General features: G+C 71.6%; 16 protein-coding genes and 1 tRNA gene. 7 read left to right on the forward strand and 10 right to left on the reverse strand.

Annotated features, from left to right (window positions below; translation table 11 throughout):
* Positions 1–256 precede the first annotated feature (256 nt).
* Entirely contained in the window at positions 257–1,570 is a 1,314-nt protein-coding gene (locus N7925_RS22120; protein ID WP_274344928.1) for an SAM-dependent methyltransferase, read from the forward strand.
* 102 nt (positions 1,571–1,672) lie between these two features.
* Here the strand turns inward: N7925_RS22120 and N7925_RS22125 are convergent, their stop codons facing one another.
* Complete coding sequence (locus N7925_RS22125; RefSeq protein ID WP_274344929.1) at positions 1,673–4,204, reverse strand: ABC transporter permease; 2,532 nt, start codon at positions 4,202–4,204, stop codon at positions 1,673–1,675.
* A gap of 122 nt (positions 4,205–4,326) precedes the next feature.
* Entirely contained in the window at positions 4,327–5,097 is a 771-nt protein-coding gene (locus tag N7925_RS22130) for an ABC transporter ATP-binding protein (RefSeq protein ID WP_097867229.1), read from the reverse strand.
* 578 nt (positions 5,098–5,675) lie between these two features.
* Here N7925_RS22130 and N7925_RS22135 point away from each other — a divergent pair.
* The 3 genes from N7925_RS22135 (at position 5,676) to N7925_RS22145 (ending at position 7,307) form a co-directional block, all read left to right on the forward strand.
* Positions 5,676–5,761 (forward strand) — tRNA-Leu (locus N7925_RS22135).
* A 205-nt stretch (positions 5,762–5,966) separates the two neighbouring features.
* Positions 5,967–6,848: a Bax inhibitor-1/YccA family protein gene (locus N7925_RS22140; protein WP_018961323.1), complete on the forward strand. Its 882-nt coding sequence runs from the start codon at positions 5,967–5,969 to the stop codon at positions 6,846–6,848.
* A 141-nt stretch (positions 6,849–6,989) separates the two neighbouring features.
* The gene (locus N7925_RS22145) at positions 6,990–7,307 is read left to right on the forward strand and encodes a hypothetical protein (RefSeq protein WP_265601209.1); all 318 of its coding nucleotides are present in this window, start codon (positions 6,990–6,992) and stop codon (positions 7,305–7,307) included.
* A gap of 27 nt (positions 7,308–7,334) precedes the next feature.
* Here N7925_RS22145 and N7925_RS22150 read toward each other — a convergent pair whose 3' ends face one another.
* The 3 genes from N7925_RS22150 to N7925_RS22160 form a co-directional block, all read right to left on the reverse strand.
* On the reverse strand, positions 7,335–8,201 hold the full coding sequence (locus N7925_RS22150) for a hypothetical protein (RefSeq protein WP_265601210.1): 867 nt from the start codon (positions 8,199–8,201) through the stop codon (positions 7,335–7,337).
* 334 nt (positions 8,202–8,535) lie between these two features.
* The gene (locus tag N7925_RS22155) at positions 8,536–9,756 is read right to left on the reverse strand and encodes an acetyl-CoA C-acetyltransferase (protein WP_274344930.1); all 1,221 of its coding nucleotides are present in this window, start codon (positions 9,754–9,756) and stop codon (positions 8,536–8,538) included.
* Between the two features lie 198 nt (positions 9,757–9,954).
* On the reverse strand, positions 9,955–10,956 hold the full coding sequence (locus N7925_RS22160) for an SGNH/GDSL hydrolase family protein (protein ID WP_274346529.1): 1,002 nt from the start codon (positions 10,954–10,956) through the stop codon (positions 9,955–9,957).
* Between the two features lie 159 nt (positions 10,957–11,115).
* On the opposite strand from N7925_RS22160, the gene N7925_RS22165 reads away from it, so the two are divergent.
* Positions 11,116–12,522, forward strand: coding sequence for a cystathionine beta-synthase (locus N7925_RS22165; protein WP_265601212.1), 1,407 nt, complete (start codon positions 11,116–11,118; stop codon positions 12,520–12,522).
* 376 nt (positions 12,523–12,898) lie between these two features.
* On the opposite strand, the gene N7925_RS22170 is transcribed toward N7925_RS22165, so the two are convergent.
* Positions 12,899–13,315, reverse strand: a complete 417-nt coding sequence (locus N7925_RS22170; protein WP_274344931.1) for a hypothetical protein — start codon at positions 13,313–13,315, stop codon at positions 12,899–12,901.
* Positions 13,316–13,889: 574 nt separating this feature from the next.
* On the opposite strand from N7925_RS22170, the gene N7925_RS22175 reads away from it, so the two are divergent.
* Positions 13,890–14,735, forward strand: a complete 846-nt coding sequence (locus tag N7925_RS22175) for a MurR/RpiR family transcriptional regulator (RefSeq protein WP_265601214.1) — start codon at positions 13,890–13,892, stop codon at positions 14,733–14,735.
* 198 nt (positions 14,736–14,933) lie between these two features.
* Positions 14,934–15,473, forward strand: a complete 540-nt coding sequence (locus tag N7925_RS22180; protein WP_274346530.1) for a hypothetical protein — start codon at positions 14,934–14,936, stop codon at positions 15,471–15,473.
* A gap of 104 nt (positions 15,474–15,577) precedes the next feature.
* Here N7925_RS22180 and N7925_RS22185 read toward each other — a convergent pair whose 3' ends face one another.
* The 4 genes from N7925_RS22185 to N7925_RS22200 all read right to left on the reverse strand — a co-directional run bounded on the left by N7925_RS22185 (position 15,578) and on the right by N7925_RS22200 (position 17,820).
* On the reverse strand, positions 15,578–15,952 hold the full coding sequence (locus tag N7925_RS22185) for a hypothetical protein (RefSeq protein WP_265601215.1): 375 nt from the start codon (positions 15,950–15,952) through the stop codon (positions 15,578–15,580).
* Between the two features lie 145 nt (positions 15,953–16,097).
* Positions 16,098–16,562, reverse strand: coding sequence for a roadblock/LC7 domain-containing protein (locus tag N7925_RS22190; protein ID WP_274344932.1), 465 nt, complete (start codon positions 16,560–16,562; stop codon positions 16,098–16,100).
* A 38-nt stretch (positions 16,563–16,600) separates the two neighbouring features.
* Positions 16,601–17,410 (reverse strand): helix-turn-helix domain-containing protein, encoded by an 810-nt coding sequence (locus tag N7925_RS22195; protein ID WP_274344933.1) that lies wholly within the window; start codon positions 17,408–17,410, stop codon positions 16,601–16,603.
* The gene (locus N7925_RS22200; RefSeq protein WP_265601218.1) at positions 17,407–17,820 is read right to left on the reverse strand and encodes a hypothetical protein; all 414 of its coding nucleotides are present in this window, start codon (positions 17,818–17,820) and stop codon (positions 17,407–17,409) included. Before N7925_RS22200 ends, N7925_RS22195 begins: the two co-directional genes overlap by 4 nt.
* Positions 17,821–17,904: the final 84 nt, after the last annotated feature.

Genomic DNA, 17,904 nt, shown 5'->3' on the forward strand with positions numbered 1-17,904 from the left:
TTCGGCGTATCCCGGCGGGGATCCGGACCGGGGCCGGACGGCGGGCCGTGGCCCGTTCCCGCCCATATGGATGGCGCGTACACACGTTTTGCCGTTTCGTTGCCCGGTAGCGGGATGACGGAGAGTGCGAGGACAGTTGACGCAGGTGTACCTCGCCACGCCACCGGAGTGGCGAGGCGGGACAACGAGCATGTCTGTTCGCCTGTGCTTGTCGTGCTTGTGTGCTTGTCGGGGAAACACCACGGAGGTGTGCGCCATGGCAGACGCCGCGTCGCGGCTGACCGCTCTCGCCGAGGAGTTGCTCTCGGAACCCCTGCCGGTCCGTGTCCGGGCCTGGGACGGCAGTGAATCGGGGCCGCCCGGCGCCCCGGTCCTCGTGATCCGCCACCGCCGCGCCCTGCGCCGGCTCCTGTGGAAGCCGGGCGAACTGGGCCTGGCCCGCGCCTGGGTGGCGGGGGAGATCGACATCGAGGGCGACCTGTACGCAGCGCTCGGCCATCTGGCCGGGCTGCTCTGGGACCGGGGCGCCGACGCCAAGGATTCCGTCCACCCGGTCCGCGACCCCAAGGTCCGAGCCTTCGCCCGCGGCCTCCTCGACCTCGCCGGCCCCTGGCCGCCCCCGGCCCCGCCCGCCGAGGAGGTGCGCCGCCGCACCGGCCCGCTGCACACCAGACGCCGCGACAAGAAGGCCATCAGCCACCACTACGACGTCGGCAACGACTTCTACGCCCTGGTGCTCGGCCCCTCCATGGTCTACTCCTGCGCCTACTGGCAGGACGGGGGGACCCTGGAGGACGCCCAGCGCGACAAGCTCGACCTGGTCTGCCGCAAGCTCGGCCTGAAGGAGGGCGACCGGCTCCTGGACGTCGGCTGCGGCTGGGGCTCCATGGCCATCCACGCCGCCCGTACGTACGGAGCACAGGTCACCGGCGTCACCCTCTCCCAGGAGCAGGCCGCCCACGCCCGCAAGCGCATCGCCGAGGAGGGCCTGACCGACCGGATCGAGATCCGGGTCCAGGACTACCGGGACGTCGGCGACGGCCCGTACGACGCGATCTCCTCGATCGGCATGGCCGAGCACGTCGGATCGGTCCGCTACCGGGAGTACGCGGACGACCTCTACGCCCTCCTGAAGCCCGGCGGACGCCTCCTGAACCACCAGATCGCCCGCCGCCCCGAGAGGGACGAGGACGCCTACCGCATCGACGCGTTCATCGACGCCTACGTCTTCCCCGACGGCGAACTGGCCCCGCTCGGCCGCACCCTGGCCACCCTGGAGGAGGCCGGGTTCGAGGCCCGGGACGTCGAGACGCTGCGCGAGCACTACGCGCTGACCCTGCGCCGGTGGGTGGCCAACCTGGAGCAGCACTGGGAGCGGGCGGTACGTGCCACCTCCCCGGGCCGGGCCAGGGTCTGGCGGCTGTACATGGCAGCATCGGCCCTCTCCTTCGAGCACAACAAGATCGGCGTCAACCAGATCCTCGCGGTGCGCCCGCTGGACGGCGGCGGCTCCCGGATGCCGCTGCGCGCCCGCACCTGGGCCGAGTCCGCCGAGGACAAAGGTGCCTGACCCGTACGCGTACGTCGTCAACGGGTGAGGGGCCGGTGCACCGCTTGGCAGCGGTGCACCGGCCCCTCGTCGTCCCCACGTCCCGGTCTCCCCGGGCCCGGGCTACTCGGTCTTGATCGCCGTCAGCATGTTGAGCTTCGCGGCGCTGCGCGCGGGCCACAGCGAGGCGAGGACGCCCACCAGGCCGGCGAGGAGGAGGAAGAGGCCGAGTCGGTCCCACGGGATGACCAGGGCGTAGCCGGGGATGTCGGCGGACAGCGTCTGGCCGATCGCCCAGCCGAGGAAGACCCCGAGGCCGACCCCGACCACCGCGCCGAAGAGCGAGATGACGACGGCCTCCAGACGGATCATCCGCTTGACGCGGCCCCGGTCGAGGCCGATCGCACGGAGCATGCCGATCTCCTGCTGCCGCTCGAACACCGACATCGCGAGGGTGTTGACGACCCCGAGGACCGCGATCAGCAGGGCCATGGCGAGCAGCCCGTACATGATGTTCAGAGCGGTGTTGATGAAGCCGCCGAAGCTGTCACGGATGTCCTGCCGGTCCATGACGCTCATCGCCGGGTTGTCGCCGAGCGCGTCCACGATGGACTGCTCGTTGGCCTTGCTCGCGCCGCCGTCCGCCTTGATCCAGATCTCGCGGATGTCGGGGCGGGACGTGGCGCTGTGCTTGTCCGCGAGCTCCTTCGGGATCACGAAGGGCGAGAGGAACTCGTTCTCCTCGTAGAGCGCGCCGATCTTCACCTCGCCCTTCTTCTCGTCGTCGAACGTCACCGGGAGGGTGTCGCCGGTCTTCCAGCCGTGGGTCTTGGCGGTCTTGGAGCCGACCGCGACCTGCCCGTCCTCGAGCGAGCCGAGCGAACCGGAGACGGTCTTCATGGAGAAGACCTTCTCCACGTCGCCCGGGGTGACGCCGGAGGCCGAGTAGCCCCCACCGTCGACCTCGAACCAGGTCGCCTGCTGCGGGGAGAGTGCGGAGACGCCGTCGGCCTTCGTCAGCGCGGTGAGCGCGGACTGGTCGAGCGAGCCGCCGTTGGCCATCGAGATCAGGTAGTCGGCCTTGATGTTGTCCGTGGTCATCTTGTCGATGGCCTGGCCGAGCGTGACGCCGAGCACCGAGATGCCGGTGACCAGGGTCAGTCCGATGGCCAGCGCGGAGGCGGTGGCTCCGGTACGCCGCGGGTTGCGGACCGCGTTCTGCGAGGCCAGCTTCCCGGAGACGCCGAACAGCTTCTTCAGCAGCGGCCGGACCAGGGCGATGACCGGGCGCGACAGCAGCGGGATCAGGATGATGACGCCGATCAGGGCGAAGAACGCGCCGCCCGCGACCAGCTGCCTGCCGGACGTGCCGCCGGCCGCCGCGCCGCCGACGATGCCCGCGGCACCGAGGAGGGCGATCACGCCGCCGATGGAGTTCCGTACGACCAGGGACTTGGTGGAGGCGGTGGCGTGCACGCTGCTCATCGCGGCCACCGGGGCGATCTTCGCGGCCCGGCGGGCGGGCAGCCAGGCGGCCAGCACGGTGATCAGGATGCCGACCGCGAAGGCGGATCCGACGGCCGTCGGCGAGACGACCAGCGGCCCGGCGGGGATCTTGCCGCCCAGGAGGCCCATCGCGGAGCGCAGTCCGGTGGCGAGGCCGAGGCCGGTGGCGAAGCCGATGACGGAGGCGAGCGTGCCGACGACGGCCGCTTCCATCAGCACCGAGCGCTTGACCTGACGGCGGGTGGCTCCGATGGCCCGCATCAGGGCCAGCTCACGGGTCCGCTGGGCGATCAGCATGGTGAAGGTGTTGGCGATGAGGAAGATGCCGACGAACAGCGCGATGCCCGCGAAGGCCAGCAGCATGCCGTTGAGGCCGGCCATCCCGTTCTCGATCTCCTTCGCCTGCTGGTCCGCCAGCGCCTTGCCGGTCTGCGCGTTGGCGTCCTCCGGCAGCAGGGGTTCGACCGCGGCCAGCAGCTTCTGGTCGGAGACGCCGTCCGCGGCGGAGACGGTGGCGTTCTGGAAGACGCCGGGCTTCAGGTAGAGCTTCTGGGCGGTCGCGGTGTCGAACAGCACGAGGCTGCCGCCCGCGTTGACCGCGCCGTCCTCGGTGGTGAAGATCCCCGAGAGGGTGTACTCCTTCACCGGGCCGTTGGTCGCGACCCGCACCGGGTCGCCGACGCGGTACTTCCCCTTGCTCGCGGTGTCCTTGTCGAGCGCGACCGAGCCGTTCTTCGCCGGGCCCGAGCCGTCGGTGAAGTCGTAGCTCGCGTCCTTGCCGTCCTTGCCGGGGGCGAAGTTGGCGCCGGTGTTGGACCAGCCGTTGCCGATCAGCTTGCCGTCGGGGTCGGCCACCCCGGCGAAGCCGTCGACCCGGCCGGTGGCGGAGGCCACGCCGTCCAGGCCCCGGATCTTCTCCAGGGTGGCCTCGTCGATGCCGTAGGTCTTCTCGTCGTCGCCGGCGAACGTCTCCACGGAGACGGCGACGTTGTCGTAGCTCTTGGCGGACTGCTTGCTGAAGGCGTTGCCGAGGGTGTCGGTGAAGACCAGGGTGCCGGAGACGAACGCTACGCCGAGCATGACGGCGAGCACGGTCATCAGCAGCCTGGCCTTGTGCGCGAGCACATTGCGCAGGGCGGTACGGAACATGTCTGTGTGTCCTGGGATGGGTTCCGGAAGGGGGACGGGGACGCGCGGGGGCGGCGGCCGGGGTACGGCCGGGCGCCCGCGTCAGCCGGTGCGGCGGCCGTGTGGGCCGGCCGCCGACGGCGTCAGCTCGTGCGGCCCTTCGCGTCGAACGCCTTCATCCGGTCGAGGACCCCGTCGGCGGTCGGGTGCATCATCTGGTCGACGACCGCGCCGTCCGCGAGGAAGATGACCCGGTCCGCGTAGGAGGCGGCGACCGGGTCGTGCGTCACCATCACCACGGTCTGGCCCAGCTCGCGCACCGAGTTGCGCAGGAAGCCGAGGACCTCGGCGCCGGAGCGGGAGTCCAGGTTTCCGGTCGGCTCGTCACCGAAGATGATCTCGGGCTGCGAGGCCAGGGCGCGGGCCACGGCGACGCGCTGCTGCTGACCGCCGGAGAGCTCGGTCGGGCGGTGCTTCAGCCGGTCCGAGAGCCCGACCATGTCGATCACCTTCTGGAGCCACGCGGCGTCCGGCTTGCGGCCGGCGATGTCCATCGGCAGGGTGATGTTCTCCAGCGCGGTGAGCGTCGGCAGCAGGTTGAACGCCTGGAAGATGAAGCCGATCTTGTCCCGGCGCAACTGGGTGAGCTGCTTGTCCTTCAGCGTGGAGAGCTCGGTCTCGCCGATGCGCACCGAACCGCTGCTGAAGCTGTCGAGTCCGGCGACGCAGTGCATCAGCGTCGACTTGCCGGAGCCCGAGGGGCCCATGATCGCGGTGAACTCGCCCTGTGGGAAGTCCACGGTCACCCGGTCCAGGGCAACGACCTGCGTCTCGCCCTCGCCGTAGACCTTCGACAGCTCCGTGGCGCGGGCAGCCACCGCGGTGGCGCGGTGAACGGTGGGGGTGGTGGTCACAGGGACGCTCCTGGTTCGGGTGATGCGGATGCACGGGCCGTGCTGAGGCGAGGGCTGACGCCATGCCTCGGGGACTTACTCCATCGTTACGCCCCGATCGGCCCAGGTCGTCACTCCCGATGCCCGTTCCCGGGGCCGTCTTGAGTCGCATCGGGGGCGTGGATCCGTCCTCCTCGGGTATGACATCGACCCTGACCGCGGGGGCGTCCACGGCTTCGTGGTCACCCACCGTGAGTGCGCCGGGACGCGGGTGGGGAGCGGCGCCGACGGTGGGCCGGCCCCTCCGGAGCGGTGCCGGACCCGGGGGCGGGGCGGAGCCGGACCCGAGGGTGGCGGATGCCCTGGCGAAGGATGGCGCGGACCTGGCGCGTTGGGCCGTACGAGTGCGGCGACTTTCCGTCATTCCGGTGCGGTGTGCGGACCGCACAAGATCGGCCGCGGGCGTGCGGTCAGCTTGGCCTGATGTCCTGACGGACCCTCAAGCGGTCAATAAAATAAGACAACATCGCGCCACTGTTCCGCTGATCGAGGGACGTCCCCGGCTAGGGTCGGTAGCCAAACGCGGAGTCGCGCGGCACGCCCGGATGGTGGAACGTAGACACGGCGAGCTTAAACCTCGCTGCCCCTCGGGGGCGTGCCGGTTCGAGTCCGGCTCCGGGCACCACGCGCCGCACTGTGCGTGACCCGGACGGCCCAGCCCGTGACCGGCGCCCGGGTCCGTGATCTCGCCCCGCACGCCAGTCCTCCCGGGCTCTCGACGGGCGTCACCTCAGGCTGCCGCAAAGATCCTCCCCTGGCACTAGGGTGATTCTTTTGCCTACCCATTACTCTTGTGGCAAGGCCACGCAGTGTGGCCATGGAGGAGTGAGATGAGGAGCAGCAACCCGGTCTTCTCGCGACGGGGGTTCAGCCGCGACAACGGCCACGCGGGCTTCAACGCGACGCCGCAGGCCGGGGCCCCCGCGACGGGCAACCCGTACGCGCAGGGCACCGCCGCCAACCCGTACGCCACCAACCCCTACGCGCAGACGGACATCCAGGGCGCCCCACAGGCGCCCGCCCGTCCCGACGTGATGACCATCGACGACGTGGTGACACGTACGGCGATGACGCTCGGCACCGTGATCGTCGCCGCGACCGCCGCCTGGTGGACGCTGCCGGTCGACAAGGCGAACGTCGGCACGGCGATCGGCGTCGCCATCGGCGCCGCGATCATCGGCTTCGTGCTGTCGCTGGTGAACTCGTTCAAGCGCCGGCCCTCGCCGCCGCTGATCCTGACGTACGCGGCGTTCGAGGGTGTCTTCCTCGGCGTCATCAGCAACATCGTCAGTGTCTACTGGGCACCCGGCGCCGCGATGCAGGCGGTGATCGGCACCATGGCGGTCTTCGCCGGTGTGCTGATCGCCTACCGCACCGGACTGATCCGGGTCACGCGCCGCTTCTACGGCTTCGTGATGGCGGCCGCCATCGGCTTCACGCTGCTGATGATGGTCAACCTCCTGTTCGCCGTGTTCGGCGGCGGTGACGGCCTCGGCTTCCGCAGCGGTGCGCTCGGCATCATCTTCGGCATCGTGGCCATCGTCATCGGCGCGTGCATCCTCGCCCTGAACTTCAAGCAGGTCGAGGACGGCATCGCGTATGGCGCTCCGCGCGAGGAGTCCTGGCTGGCGGCCTTCGGCCTCACCGTGACCCTGGTGTGGATCTACATCGAGATGCTGCGCCTGGTCGCGATCCTCAGCGGCGACGACTGACCGGTCGCGGAGCACGCGTAACACCCGCAGGACCCGCGACACCGGAACGGCCCGCAGGCATCGTGCCTGCGGGCCGTTCCGCGTCTCCTGCCCCCTAGGGCCGCTGGCAGCCGGGCGGGAGGGCCGCGTAGGGTCGGCCGGGTGCTCGATACGACGCCCCTGATCCTGGCCGTGGACCGTTTCGCCGACCGGCTGCGCTCGGCCCCGCAGAGCCGCCTCCAGCGCGGCGCGGCCGCCGAGGCGCTGGCCGCGGCCCGCGAACTCGCCGGCCGGGCCCAGCGCCTGGAGAACCCGGACGCCGAGCCGCGTGAGCTGCCCGACGCCGGGATGTTCGCCGTGGGCGACCAACTCGCCGTCGCCGGGCGGGACCTGGCCGTGGCACTGGAAACGGCCCCGTCCCAGGAGCTCGACGAGGCCGTGCGGTATGTCGGGGAAGCGGCGGCGCGGGCGTTCGCGTGAGGCGTACGAGGGGCCCGCGCCCGGCGGTCAGAACGAGGCGATGACGCGGTCGGCGAGGATGTACACGTTGTCCTCGCCGCAGGAGAAGGTCAGCGCGTAGGCGCCCGAGACTCCCGAACCGCCCAGCAGCACCGGCTGCCGGCCCGCCCGCAGGGCGTCGGCGAGGCGCTCGGCGGTCTCGCGGTGGCCAGGGGTCATGCAGAGCGTGGTGCCGTCGGCGAAGACGTACACGTCGAGCGTGCCCAGCGGGCCGGGCCGCACGTCGGTCAGCTCGGTCGCGGTGTCGGCCAGTTCCCCGAGCCGGTTCACCGTGCGCTCGTGGTCGGTGACCACCGGTGTCTGTACGGGGATGAAGTCCGGGTGCGAGGGGTGGCGGCGGCGGGCGGCGGCCAGCTCGGGGGAGTCCTCGGGGAACTCCGCGATCTCCGGGAGGTCGGTCAGCTCGCCGATCTCGTGCTCCGCGAGGGTCCGCTCGCTCAGCTCCGCGAGCTCCTCCATCGCCTCGGCCGCTTCGAGGTCCATCGACTCCAGGCCGGCGAAGTCGGCCTGCCGGGGCAGGTAGTACGGGGCGTCGTCGCCGAGGCCGGACAGGCCGCCCAGCAGGGACGGGGCGTCGGCGGCGTCACGGGCTTCCTGGGCGGCCCAGAAGGCGCGCGCCTCGGCCAGCTCGCGCTCGCGCTCCTCGGCGAGCGCCTCGGAGACGGCCGCGCGTATCTCCTCGGCGGGAGTGGCCGTACCGCGGCTCTGTGGTGGCACGGAAGGATGGAGTGCGTGACCGGCGGCCAGCTCCGTGCGCAGCGCCGCGACCTGCTTGCGCAGCCCGTGAGCGGCGTGCAGTGCGGCGGCGCCGACGGCCGTGGCAGCGGCGGTGGTCAGCAACAGGGCAAATGACATGGCGCTCACTGACATACTCCCGGTTTCTATCGATACCCCCGACTTCCTACATCAGCTTGGCCTGTACCGGTACGTGCTGTCAGTGCATTACGTCACGAAATGGACAGGTCTTTCGGTCCGGTGTTTAGCCCTATATCCGTCCTGACCTGCGGAAACGACTCTCCCCCGGGACGCAGATCACATCCTGGGGGAGATTCGGTCACGGTCGGAGCTCGGTGGGGTTGGCCAGGCGCCTCAGCTCAGCCGCTCGTGCTGGTGGTCGCGCTGAGTTTCGCCTCCGCTGCGGGCAGGTGCCGCACTCGTACCTCGCGCGACCCCTACCCTCCGCTGCGGCTCAGCTCAGCCGCTCGATCACCATCGCCATGCCCTGGCCGCCGCCCACGCACATCGTCTCCAGGCCCCACTGCTTGTCGTGGAACTGGAGGCTGTTGATCAGCGTGCCGGTGATGCGGGCGCCGGTCATGCCGAAGGGGTGGCCGACGGCGATGGCGCCGCCGTTGACGTTGACCTTGTCCAGCGGCAGGCCGAGGTCCCGGTAGGAGGGGATGACCTGCGCGGCGAACGCCTCGTTGATCTCGGCGAGGTCGATGTCGTCGATGGTCAGGCCGGCCCGCTTCAGCGCCTGCTTGCTGGCCTCGACCGGGCCGTACCCCATGATCTCGGGGGAGAGGCCGGACACGCCGGTGGAGACGATCCGGGCCAGCGGGGTCAGGCCCAGCTCGCGCGCCTTGGTGTCGGACATGATCACCAGGGCCGCGGCGCCGTCGTTGAGCGGGCAGCAGTTGGCCGCGGTGACCAGGCCGTCGGGGCGGAAGACCGGCTTCAGGCCCTGCACGCCCTCCATGGTGACGCCCGCGCGCGGGCCGTCGTCCTTGGCGACCACCGTGCCGTCGGGGGTGGTGACCGGGGTGATCTCCCGCTCCCAGAAGCCGTTCTTCAGGGCTTCCTCGGCGAGGTTCTGCGACCGTACGCCGAACTCGTCCATCTCCTGGCGGGTGACGCCCTTGGACCGGGCCAGGTTCTCCGCCGTCTGCCCCATCGAGATGTACGCGTCCGGCACGAGGCCGTCCTCGCGCGGGTCGTGCCAGCTCGCGCCGGACTCCTCGGCGCGGGCGGCGGTGCGCGCCTCGGCATCGGCGAACAGCGGGTTGTGCGTGTCCGGGAGGCTGTCGGAATTGCCCTTGGTGAAGCGGGACACCATCTCGACGCCGGCCGAGATGAAGACGTCGCCCTCGCCCGCCTTGATCGCGTGCAGCGCCATCCGGCTGGTCTGCAGCGAGGAGGAGCAGTAGCGGGTGACCGTACAGCCGGGAAGGTGGTCCATCCCCATCTGCACGGCGATGATGCGGCCCAGGTTGTTGCCCTGCTCGCCGCCGGGCAGACCGCACCCCAGCATCAGGTCGTCGATGTCCTTCGGGTCCAGCTCGGGGACCTTGGCCAGCGCGGTCCGGATGATCGTGGCGGTCAGGTCGTCCGCGCGCAGGTCCTTCAGGGACCCCTTGAAGGCGCGGCCGATCGGCGAACGGGCGGCAGAGACGATCACGGCTTCGGGCATCACGCGGCTCCAAGGGGGCTGGAAGGCTGTGTGGACGGACGGAACTCCTCTGGAAGTTACCCGGACGTATCGTCGGGGTCACCCGGCAGGCCGTGTGATGCGGGACTCTTTTCTAAGCGCTTGCTCAGGATGTTCTGCCGAGGGCCCGTCGAGGACCTGCCAATGCCCTGTCGACGTACTGCCGGGTGGTGACGGCCCCTACACGGGCCCGTGGGCGGCGTCCGGGTGCGGGTGCGGGGTGGGCTCCGTGGAGGCGGGCAGGCGCCGCCGCCGACGGTGCTTGAGGAGCGCCCAGGGAGCGCGCGCCCCCGTGACCTCCGTACCGGCCTCCCGGGCCGCCTGCGACGCGGCCTTCGCCACCGGGAGGATGTCCTCGCGGCGCCCGCCGTCCAGCCGGTCGGTCTCCGGCCACAGACCCAGCACCGCGCACAGCGTGGGCAGCACCGCCATGGCCGCCGTGGCATAGCCCTCGGCGGAGGGGTGGTAGTTGTCCGGGCCGAACAGCTCGCGCGGGTTGGCCGCGAACTCGGGGCCCAGCAGATCGCCCAGCGACACCGTGCGACCCCCCTGCTCCACCGCGCCGATGGTCTGCGCGGCCGCCAGCTGCCGGCTCACCCGCCGGGCCACCCAGCGCAACGGCTGGTAGACCGGCTCGATCGTGCCCAGGTCCGGGCAGGTCCCGACGACCACCTCCGCCCCCGCCGTCCGCAGCCTGCGCACCGCCGTCGTCAGACAGCGCACCGACTGGGTCGCGGGCATCCGGTGCGTGACGTCGTTCGCCCCGATCATGATCACGCAGACGTCCGGGACGCGTGCCGGGTCCGCCAGCAGCAGCGACACCTGCCGCTCCAGATCGTCCGACCTGGCCCCCGGCAGAGCCACGTTCCGCAGGTCCACCGGCCGCTCGGCCACCGCCGCGAGCCCCGAGGCCAGCAGCGCACCCGGGGTGTGCCCGGCCCGCCGCACCCCCTGGCCGGCGGCCGTCGAGTCCCCGAGCATCCCGAGCCGCATCGCGTCGTTCGGCCCGGCGAACGCCACTCCGTACCGTCCGTCCGCGCTCGGCGGGACCGGAGCCGTCCCGCCGCCCACCTGCCGCTTCGCGAGCTGGACCTCCGCCAGGAACACGCCCACGGCCGCCGCACCGATCAAGCCGATGCTGCCACCGCCGTAGGCCGCGCCCGCCGCGATCCGCCGTGCCACCCTTGCTCTCGACACAGTCCGGTCCACCTCCTCCTCGCCGTACAGCCGTACACGTACCTACTTGCCCCGCTGGGGGCTCGGTGTACTCCTCCCTGTACGCAGAGTGGGGCCTGTACGCATACTCTGGGCCGGACCATCTCGGAGATCCCGGAGTACACGGTGCAATTCCACGATTCGATGATCAGTCTTGTCGGCAACACCCCGCTGGTGAGGCTGCGCAACGTCACGGCAGGCATCCAGGCGACGGTCCTGGCCAAGGTCGAGTACTTCAACCCCGGCGGGTCGGTGAAGGACCGCATCGCGCTGCGCATGATCGAGGCGGCCGAGCAGAGCGGGGAGCTGAAGCCCGGCGGCACGATCGTCGAGCCGACCAGCGGCAACACGGGCGTCGGCCTCGCCATCGTCGCCCAGCAGAAGGGCTACAAGTGCATCTTCGTCTGCCCGGACAAGGTGTCCACGGACAAGATCAACGTGCTGCGCGCGTACGGCGCGGAGGTCGTCGTCTGCCCCACCGCCGTTGACCCCGAGCACCCGGACTCGTACTACAACGTCTCCGACCGGCTGGTCACCGAGACGCCGGGCGCCTGGAAGCCCGACCAGTACTCCAACCCGAACAACCCGCGCTCCCACTACGAGACCACCGGTCCCGAACTGTGGGAGCAGACGGAGGGGAAGATCACCCACTTCGTCGCGGGCGTCGGCACCGGCGGCACGATCAGCGGCACCGGGCGCTACCTCAAGGAGATCAGCGAGGGCGCGGTCCAGGTCATCGGCGCGGACCCGGAGGGCTCGGTCTACTCCGGCGGCTCGGGGCGGCCGTATCTGGTCGAGGGCGTCGGCGAGGACTTCTGGCCGAGCGCGTACGACCGCACCGTCACCGACGAGATCGTCGCGGTGTCCGACAAGGACTCCTTCCAGATGACGCGGCGGCTCGCCAAGGAGGAGGGGCTGCTCGTCGGCGGCTCCTGCGGCATGGCGGTCGTCGGAGCCCTGGAGGTCGCCAGGCGGCTCGGCCCCGAGGACGTCGTCGTGGTGCTGCTCCCCGACAGTGGGCGCGGCTACCTGAGCAAAATTTTCAACGACGAGTGGATGGCCGACTACGGCTTCCTGGAGAACACCGGCTCCTCCGCCAACGTCGGCGCGGTCCTGGACTTCAAGGAGGGCCCGATGCCCTCCCTGGTCCACATGCACCCGGAGGAGACGGTCGGCGAGGCCATCGAGGTGCTCCGCGAGTACGGCGTCTCCCAGATGCCGATCGTGAAGCCGGGCGCCGGTCACCCGGACGTGATGGCCGCCGAGGTCATCGGATCCGTCGTGGAGCGGCAGCTGCTGGACGCGCTGTTCACCCAGCGCGCCTCGCTGACCGACCCGCTGGAGAAGCACATGTCGGCCCCGCTGCCGCAGGTCGGCTCCGGCGAACCGGTCGAGGACCTGATGGCCGTGCTCAGTGGCACGGACGGGGCCGACGCGGCGATCGTGCTCGTCGAGGGCAAGCCCAAGGGTGTCGTGAGCAGGCAGGACCTGCTGGCGTTCCTCGCCAAGGACGCGGGCGCGGCGAAGGCCTGACGGGCCGGTAGCAGGGGCGGGCCGCGGCCACCTGACGGGCCGGAAGCAGGGTTCGGTCGCGGCCCCTGGCGGGCATGCGGCGGCCTTCGCGGAAGCGGCGGGCCTTCGCGAAAACGGTACGAGCGCGTCACGTCCGCGCAGCACCCGCTTAACACGGCTCCGGCACATTGGTGGGTGTCGGCAGGGAAACCCGCCGGCACCCAGAACGGCGACACCGGACTACGGAGCGGCTCCCGGACCTCCATCGTCGCCCGGACGCGGGCAACCGGCCCTGACCCGGACCGCGTCCCTCGCGGGGACCGCCGTCGTCCCGCCCCCCGGGTGACCGGGGGTGCGGCGGTCCCCGCGATATACACCGGGCCACTTCGTGCGGCGCTCAGTCCCTCCAGTCGGACGGCGCGCGTTCCTCCCGGCGGCGGAACAGACCGCCGCCCCGCGCCGCCTGGAACGCGTTGACGCCGACGATGCCGAGCCAGGCCACGACCAGCCCCTCGATCCCGGCGTTCGCGACACCGATCGCCGACAGCGGGATGGCCAGAACCAACGAGACGATCCCCAGGCCGTGCCGCTCCCCGAAGCTCCACGTCTCCGCCGGACGGGCCCCCCGGGCGACGGACATCTGCTGCTCGGCGAGCTGGCGGCGCACCCGCCGGTCGAGTGTGCTGTCGAGGCGCTGCTCGACCTTCTCCAGGAACGAGTCGATGAGCGCGGTCTCGTACTCCGCACCCAGCTCGCCGCGGGCCTGGAGGGTGGCGGCGAGCTCCTTCTTGAGCTCGTGGTCACGGGCTTCCATACCGACCACCGTAGGGAGGTCGAGGCGCGCTGACAGTGGGGCTAACCCCCGGATTTCGTGGGGCTAACCCCCCTCTGAGCCCTACTCAACCCACGCGGCTTCGACTCGGGCAGGTGGCCTACGCTGGAGGACTACCTCAAGGCGAAAGGCCGGCGAGAGCGCTGACAGGGATGAAAGGCGACTCCATGCCACCGGACGGCCCCGTTCCCCCCGGTCCGGACGAGGAATCTGCCTGCCGGGTGTGCGGACACGACGACGGCGACCTCTTCCCTCATGGGGGTCCGGAACTACCGCGGCTACTGGACGGGGAACGGTGCGGCATGGCACTCCCCCTCCCTCAAGCCCCGGGAGTGGGACATCCTTGAGCAATTGGCCCGCACCCCAGCGGAATGGCGTTAGTGGTGGTTGGTCATGGCCATCCATGATCACTCCCGCCTTCCGGGCTTCGGCTCTCGAACCGGAACGGCCCGCCCGCCCCCACCGCACTGCATATGGACATACAGCGACCTTCCTGGCTGAATAGAACGGTCGGCGCCGGTCGTGGCGCGACGGATTCGGCAAGGGGACGGACAGCATGAGTGGGAGCAGCCCCGCCGCACGGTTGCAGCGGCTCTTCGAGGGCCACCGGCTCACGCCCACCCAGCGGCGTATCGCGCACTGCATGGTCCGCCGGGCCGCCGACGCGCCGTTCCTCTCCAGCGTCGAGCTGGCCGAGCTGGCCGGGGTCAGCCAGCCCTCCGTCACCCGCTTCGCCGTCGCCCTCGGCTTCGACGGCTACCCGGCGCTGCGCAGGCACCTGCGCGAGGTCGCGCCCGCCGACGGGGAGCAGGAGGACCCGGGGGAGACGTACAACGAGTATCAGCAGGCCGTCCGCGCCGAGATCGAGAACCTCCAGCACCTCTGTGACGTGCTCGCCGACCCCGCGCCCGTCGAGCGGGCCGGCCGGCTGCTCGCCGGCTCCCGGCCGTTGCCGGTGCTGGGGCTGCGCGCCGCCTCCTCGCAGGCGCGCGGCTTCGGCTACTTCGCCGCCAAGGTGCACCCCGACGTCCGGGTCCTCGACGAGGGCGGCAGCATGCTGCCCGACCGCATCGACTCCGCCCGCCGGGCCGGGGCCACCGTCCTGATGTGCTTCGCGCTGCCGCGCCACTCCAAGGAGAGCGTGGACGCGCTCGCGTACGCCCGGGACCAGGGGCTGACCGTGGTGACGGTCGCCGACTCCGCCTTCGCGCCCGTCGCCAAGCACAGCGATCTGCTGCTCCCGGCCGCGATCGGCTCAGGGCTCTCCTTCGACACCGTCTGCGCGCCGATGCTGCTCGGCCGGGTGTTGCTGGAGGCGATGTGCGACGGACTCCCCGACGCCCAGGCCCGGTTGGAGGAGTTCGACGCCCGGGCGGCGGCGCGCGGCCTGTTCGTGGAGTGAGGGCCCGCGCCCGTCCTTCCGCGGATTCTCAGGCATCGCTCATCTCCGGCCGTTAACCTCCGCGCCCAGAAGCACCGCGGCATCGGCGGTGCTCGGGATCATGGATCGCGGAAACCGGGAACACGGGTTCGCGGCACCGCGGCGTCGTGGAGCGAGAGGGGTACGGACGTGGGGCGCGGAGGGCAGTCGCTGGCGAGAGTGGCCGTGACCGTACGGGCAGGGGCGGCGCCCCTGTGGTGGGCGGGCCTGGTGGCCGCGGCGGCGGGGGCGTTCGTCCCGGGGCTGACCGGGCGTCGGATCGGGCTGCTGGCCGGGGCGGCGCTCTTCGTCGTCACCGTGGCGGTCGTGGCGTCGGCGCGCGGGAAGCGGTACGCGGAACTGGCCCGGAGCGCCTCCCGCGCCGGGCGGGGAGACTTCCTCCAGGACCGGGCCGTGACCGTACGGGTGTGGCGGCGCGGGCGCAGGTGGTGGCTGCTGGGGGCGTTCGTCGTCGCGGTGGCGTCCTCGTTCGCGCTGCCGGGGGCCGGCGGGCTGCTGCTCGCCGGAGCGGGTGCGGGGCTGTGGCTGAAGGCCGTGCGCATCGGACAGCGGGAGCGTCGTGAGGACGTCCTGTACTGGGTGCGCACCGACTGGACCGGGTGCGGGGGCCCGGTGGGCAAGCGGGTGAGGGCACATCGGACGACGGGCCCGGAGGCGGGGGACGCCGCGCCGGGCGGGGCGCGGCGTCGCCGCCGGTGAGACCGGACGTGGCCCGGGGCCGGACCTGGCCCGGGGCCGGACCTGGCCCGAACCGTGCAGGTCAGACCTGGCCCGGACCGTGCAGGGGTCGGACCGTGCCGGGGTCAGACCTCCAGGCCCGCCTCGATCTTCTTCAACTGGTGGCGGGCCATCGCCAGGTTCGCCCGGCTCGCGTCCAGCACCAGATACAGGAACAGGCCGTTGTTGCCACGGGTCTTGAGCAGCCGGATCAGGTGGTACTGGGTGCCGAGCGTGATCAGGATGTCCTCGATCTCGTCCTTGATGCCCAGGTGCTCCATGGTGCGGAGCTTGGCGCGGACGACGTCGGTGTTGCCCGCGGCGGCGACCTCCAGGTTGAAGTCCTTGCCGCCGCCGAGCGTGCCCAGGGCCATCCCGCTCGTGTAGTCGACGAGGGCGACACCCGTGGCGCCCTCGATCGAACTCATCGCGTCCTTCAGTGTCGCTTCGGTGTTCGCCATGGAGGCTCGTTTCCTTTCCCTGGCCGGTCGCGGTGACCGGGTCCGTTTCTGTGGTGGCTGCGGTGCGGGCCGGTGCGCGGGCTTCTGCGTGATGGCGTGGGTCCCGGTGGTGGTGGTGACGGTGCGGGTGGGGGGATCGGGCCGCCTACGTGGGGCGTTGCGGCAGGGTGCGGCCGGGCGCGGTGGTGGGGCGCGGGGGTGCGGCGGTGGCGGGAGGCTCCGTGCGTCGCAGCGCGGCGTCGACGAGTTCGCCGATACGGGCGCCCGCGCGGCGGCCCTCCAGATGGAGCCGCCCGACGTTGATGCGGTCCTCGGCCAGCAGGGTCAGGACGGCGGCGGAGCCCGCGGCGTAGGTGGCGATGTAGCCGTTGTCGCCGCGGACCAGCAGTTCGCGGAAGCCGCCCCGGCCGGTGGCGTCGGTCATCCGGATGGAGACGCCGAGGGCGGCCGCGGTGAGGGCGGCGACGCCCTCCGCCTCGACGCCCGGGGTGTCGTGGGCCAGGACAAGACCGTCGGTGGAGGCGGCCAGCGCCCCGGAGAGCAGCGGGACCCGGGCGCGTAACCGCTGGAGCTCGACGAGGACATCACGCACTTCGGCCTCGGGCACCATCAGCTGTCTCCTCCCGGCACGCTGTCTGAGCGCGCGTATCACAGGGCCTCCAATGCGTCTCGGAGCCGGCGCAGCAGGGCGACGTCGGGGTCGGCCGTCACCTCGGGGAGCGCGATCCGGCCGGGTGGGGACGAGGCCGGCAGGGGCTGCACGCGGACCGCCTCCACCAGGCCGGCCGCCGCCAGCCGCCGCAGGTCGACCAGGATGTGGAACGCCGAACGGCCCAGCGCCTGCGCGATGTCCGAGGCCGTACGGACCCCGTCGGCCAGCTCCAGGAGCCGGCGCTGCCGGGCCGGAACCGGGGCGTCGGACGGATGCGCCGCCGTCCGCAGCAGTGGCGCGCCGTCGCAGGCGGGGTCGGGCCAGATCCGGTCCAGGAACTCCCGTCTGCGCAGCGTCTCGCGCTCCACGGCGGCCACCGGGACGGGCCGCACCGGACCGATCCAGTGCGCGACCCCGTAGCGGAAACGGGCGGGGGTCCCGGTCGGGGCGAGCGCGAAGAACGCGGCGTCGTACACCGCGCCGAGGTGGCACAACTCCAGTGCCCCGCCCGGGACATGACCGCTGTCGACGAGATAGCGGCCGACCCGGCGGTTCGCCCCGGCCTGTGCCACGGCGTCCCACCAGCCCTCGTGCCGCAGGGTCCCGCCGGCGGTGAGCAGGACGTCGATGCCTGGGGTGGCGGGGCTCTCGGCGTGCACCACCTCGCCGTCGGCGAGGTAGAGCGTGCCCCGGTCGCGCATCAGGGCGCCGGTGGCGCGCTCGGCAGCGAGGCGCTGGAGCATCGGGGAGAGCACCGGGAGCGGGTCCGTACCGGGGGCGTCGGGGTCGGCGGCTATCGCGCTCATGCCAGCACCAGGCGCTCGGCCAACTCGCCCAGGCGCATCCGGGCGAGTGCGAGATTGCCCTCGGAGCGGTCCAGCCACAGATGCAGGAAGACGCTGCTGTCGAAGTCCGTCTCGACGAACCGGAGCATGTGGTACCCGTCGCGGGTGGTGACGATGACGTCCTCGACGGGGGTGCTCGGCGCCTGTCCGGGGTGCTGTGCGCCGCCGTCCGGGGCGAGGTGGGCGAAGGCCGGCTGCTCGGCGGTCATCCGGGCGACCTCCGCCGTCTCGGCGGCGGTCGCCTCGTGGTCGCCGTTGGGGGATTCCCCGATGGTGCCGAGGGCGAGACCGCTCGTCCAGTCGACCACCGAGGCGCCCCGGGCGCCGGGCAGCCTCATGACTTCGAGCAGGCACTCGTCGATTCCGGGCACGCGGATCTCCCCTCCCGACGTGGCGTACGGCTGTAACGCAGAGGCTACGCAACGTGCTTACGGCAGGTGGAGGTTCTGGCATTT

Source organism: Streptomyces sp. CA-278952 (assembly GCF_028747205.1).
Lineage (GTDB): Bacteria > Actinomycetota > Actinomycetes > Streptomycetales > Streptomycetaceae > Streptomyces.

What these genes read in the sequence shown, in the direction of transcription:
- N7925_RS22185 (WP_265601215.1), bottom strand. Translation starts at nt 15,952, where the DNA reads ATGGCGAACACCGAAGCGACACTGAAGGACGCGATGAGTTCGATCGAG.
- N7925_RS22140 (WP_018961323.1), top strand. Translation starts at nt 5,967, where the DNA reads ATGAGGAGCAGCAACCCGGTCTTCTCGCGACGGGGGTTCAGCCGCGAC.
- N7925_RS22195 (WP_274344933.1), bottom strand. Translation starts at nt 17,410, where the DNA reads ATGAGCGCGATAGCCGCCGACCCCGACGCCCCCGGTACGGACCCGCTC.
- N7925_RS22190 (WP_274344932.1), bottom strand. Translation starts at nt 16,562, where the DNA reads ATGGTGCCCGAGGCCGAAGTGCGTGATGTCCTCGTCGAGCTCCAGCGG.
- N7925_RS22125 (WP_274344929.1), bottom strand. Translation starts at nt 4,204, where the DNA reads ATGTTCCGTACCGCCCTGCGCAATGTGCTCGCGCACAAGGCCAGGCTG.
- N7925_RS22175 (WP_265601214.1), top strand. Translation starts at nt 13,890, where the DNA reads ATGAGTGGGAGCAGCCCCGCCGCACGGTTGCAGCGGCTCTTCGAGGGC.
- N7925_RS22155 (WP_274344930.1), bottom strand. Translation starts at nt 9,756, where the DNA reads ATGCCCGAAGCCGTGATCGTCTCTGCCGCCCGTTCGCCGATCGGCCGC.
- N7925_RS22120 (WP_274344928.1), top strand. Translation starts at nt 257, where the DNA reads ATGGCAGACGCCGCGTCGCGGCTGACCGCTCTCGCCGAGGAGTTGCTC.
- N7925_RS22150 (WP_265601210.1), bottom strand. Translation starts at nt 8,201, where the DNA reads ATGTCATTTGCCCTGTTGCTGACCACCGCCGCTGCCACGGCCGTCGGC.
- N7925_RS22170 (WP_274344931.1), bottom strand. Translation starts at nt 13,315, where the DNA reads ATGGAAGCCCGTGACCACGAGCTCAAGAAGGAGCTCGCCGCCACCCTC.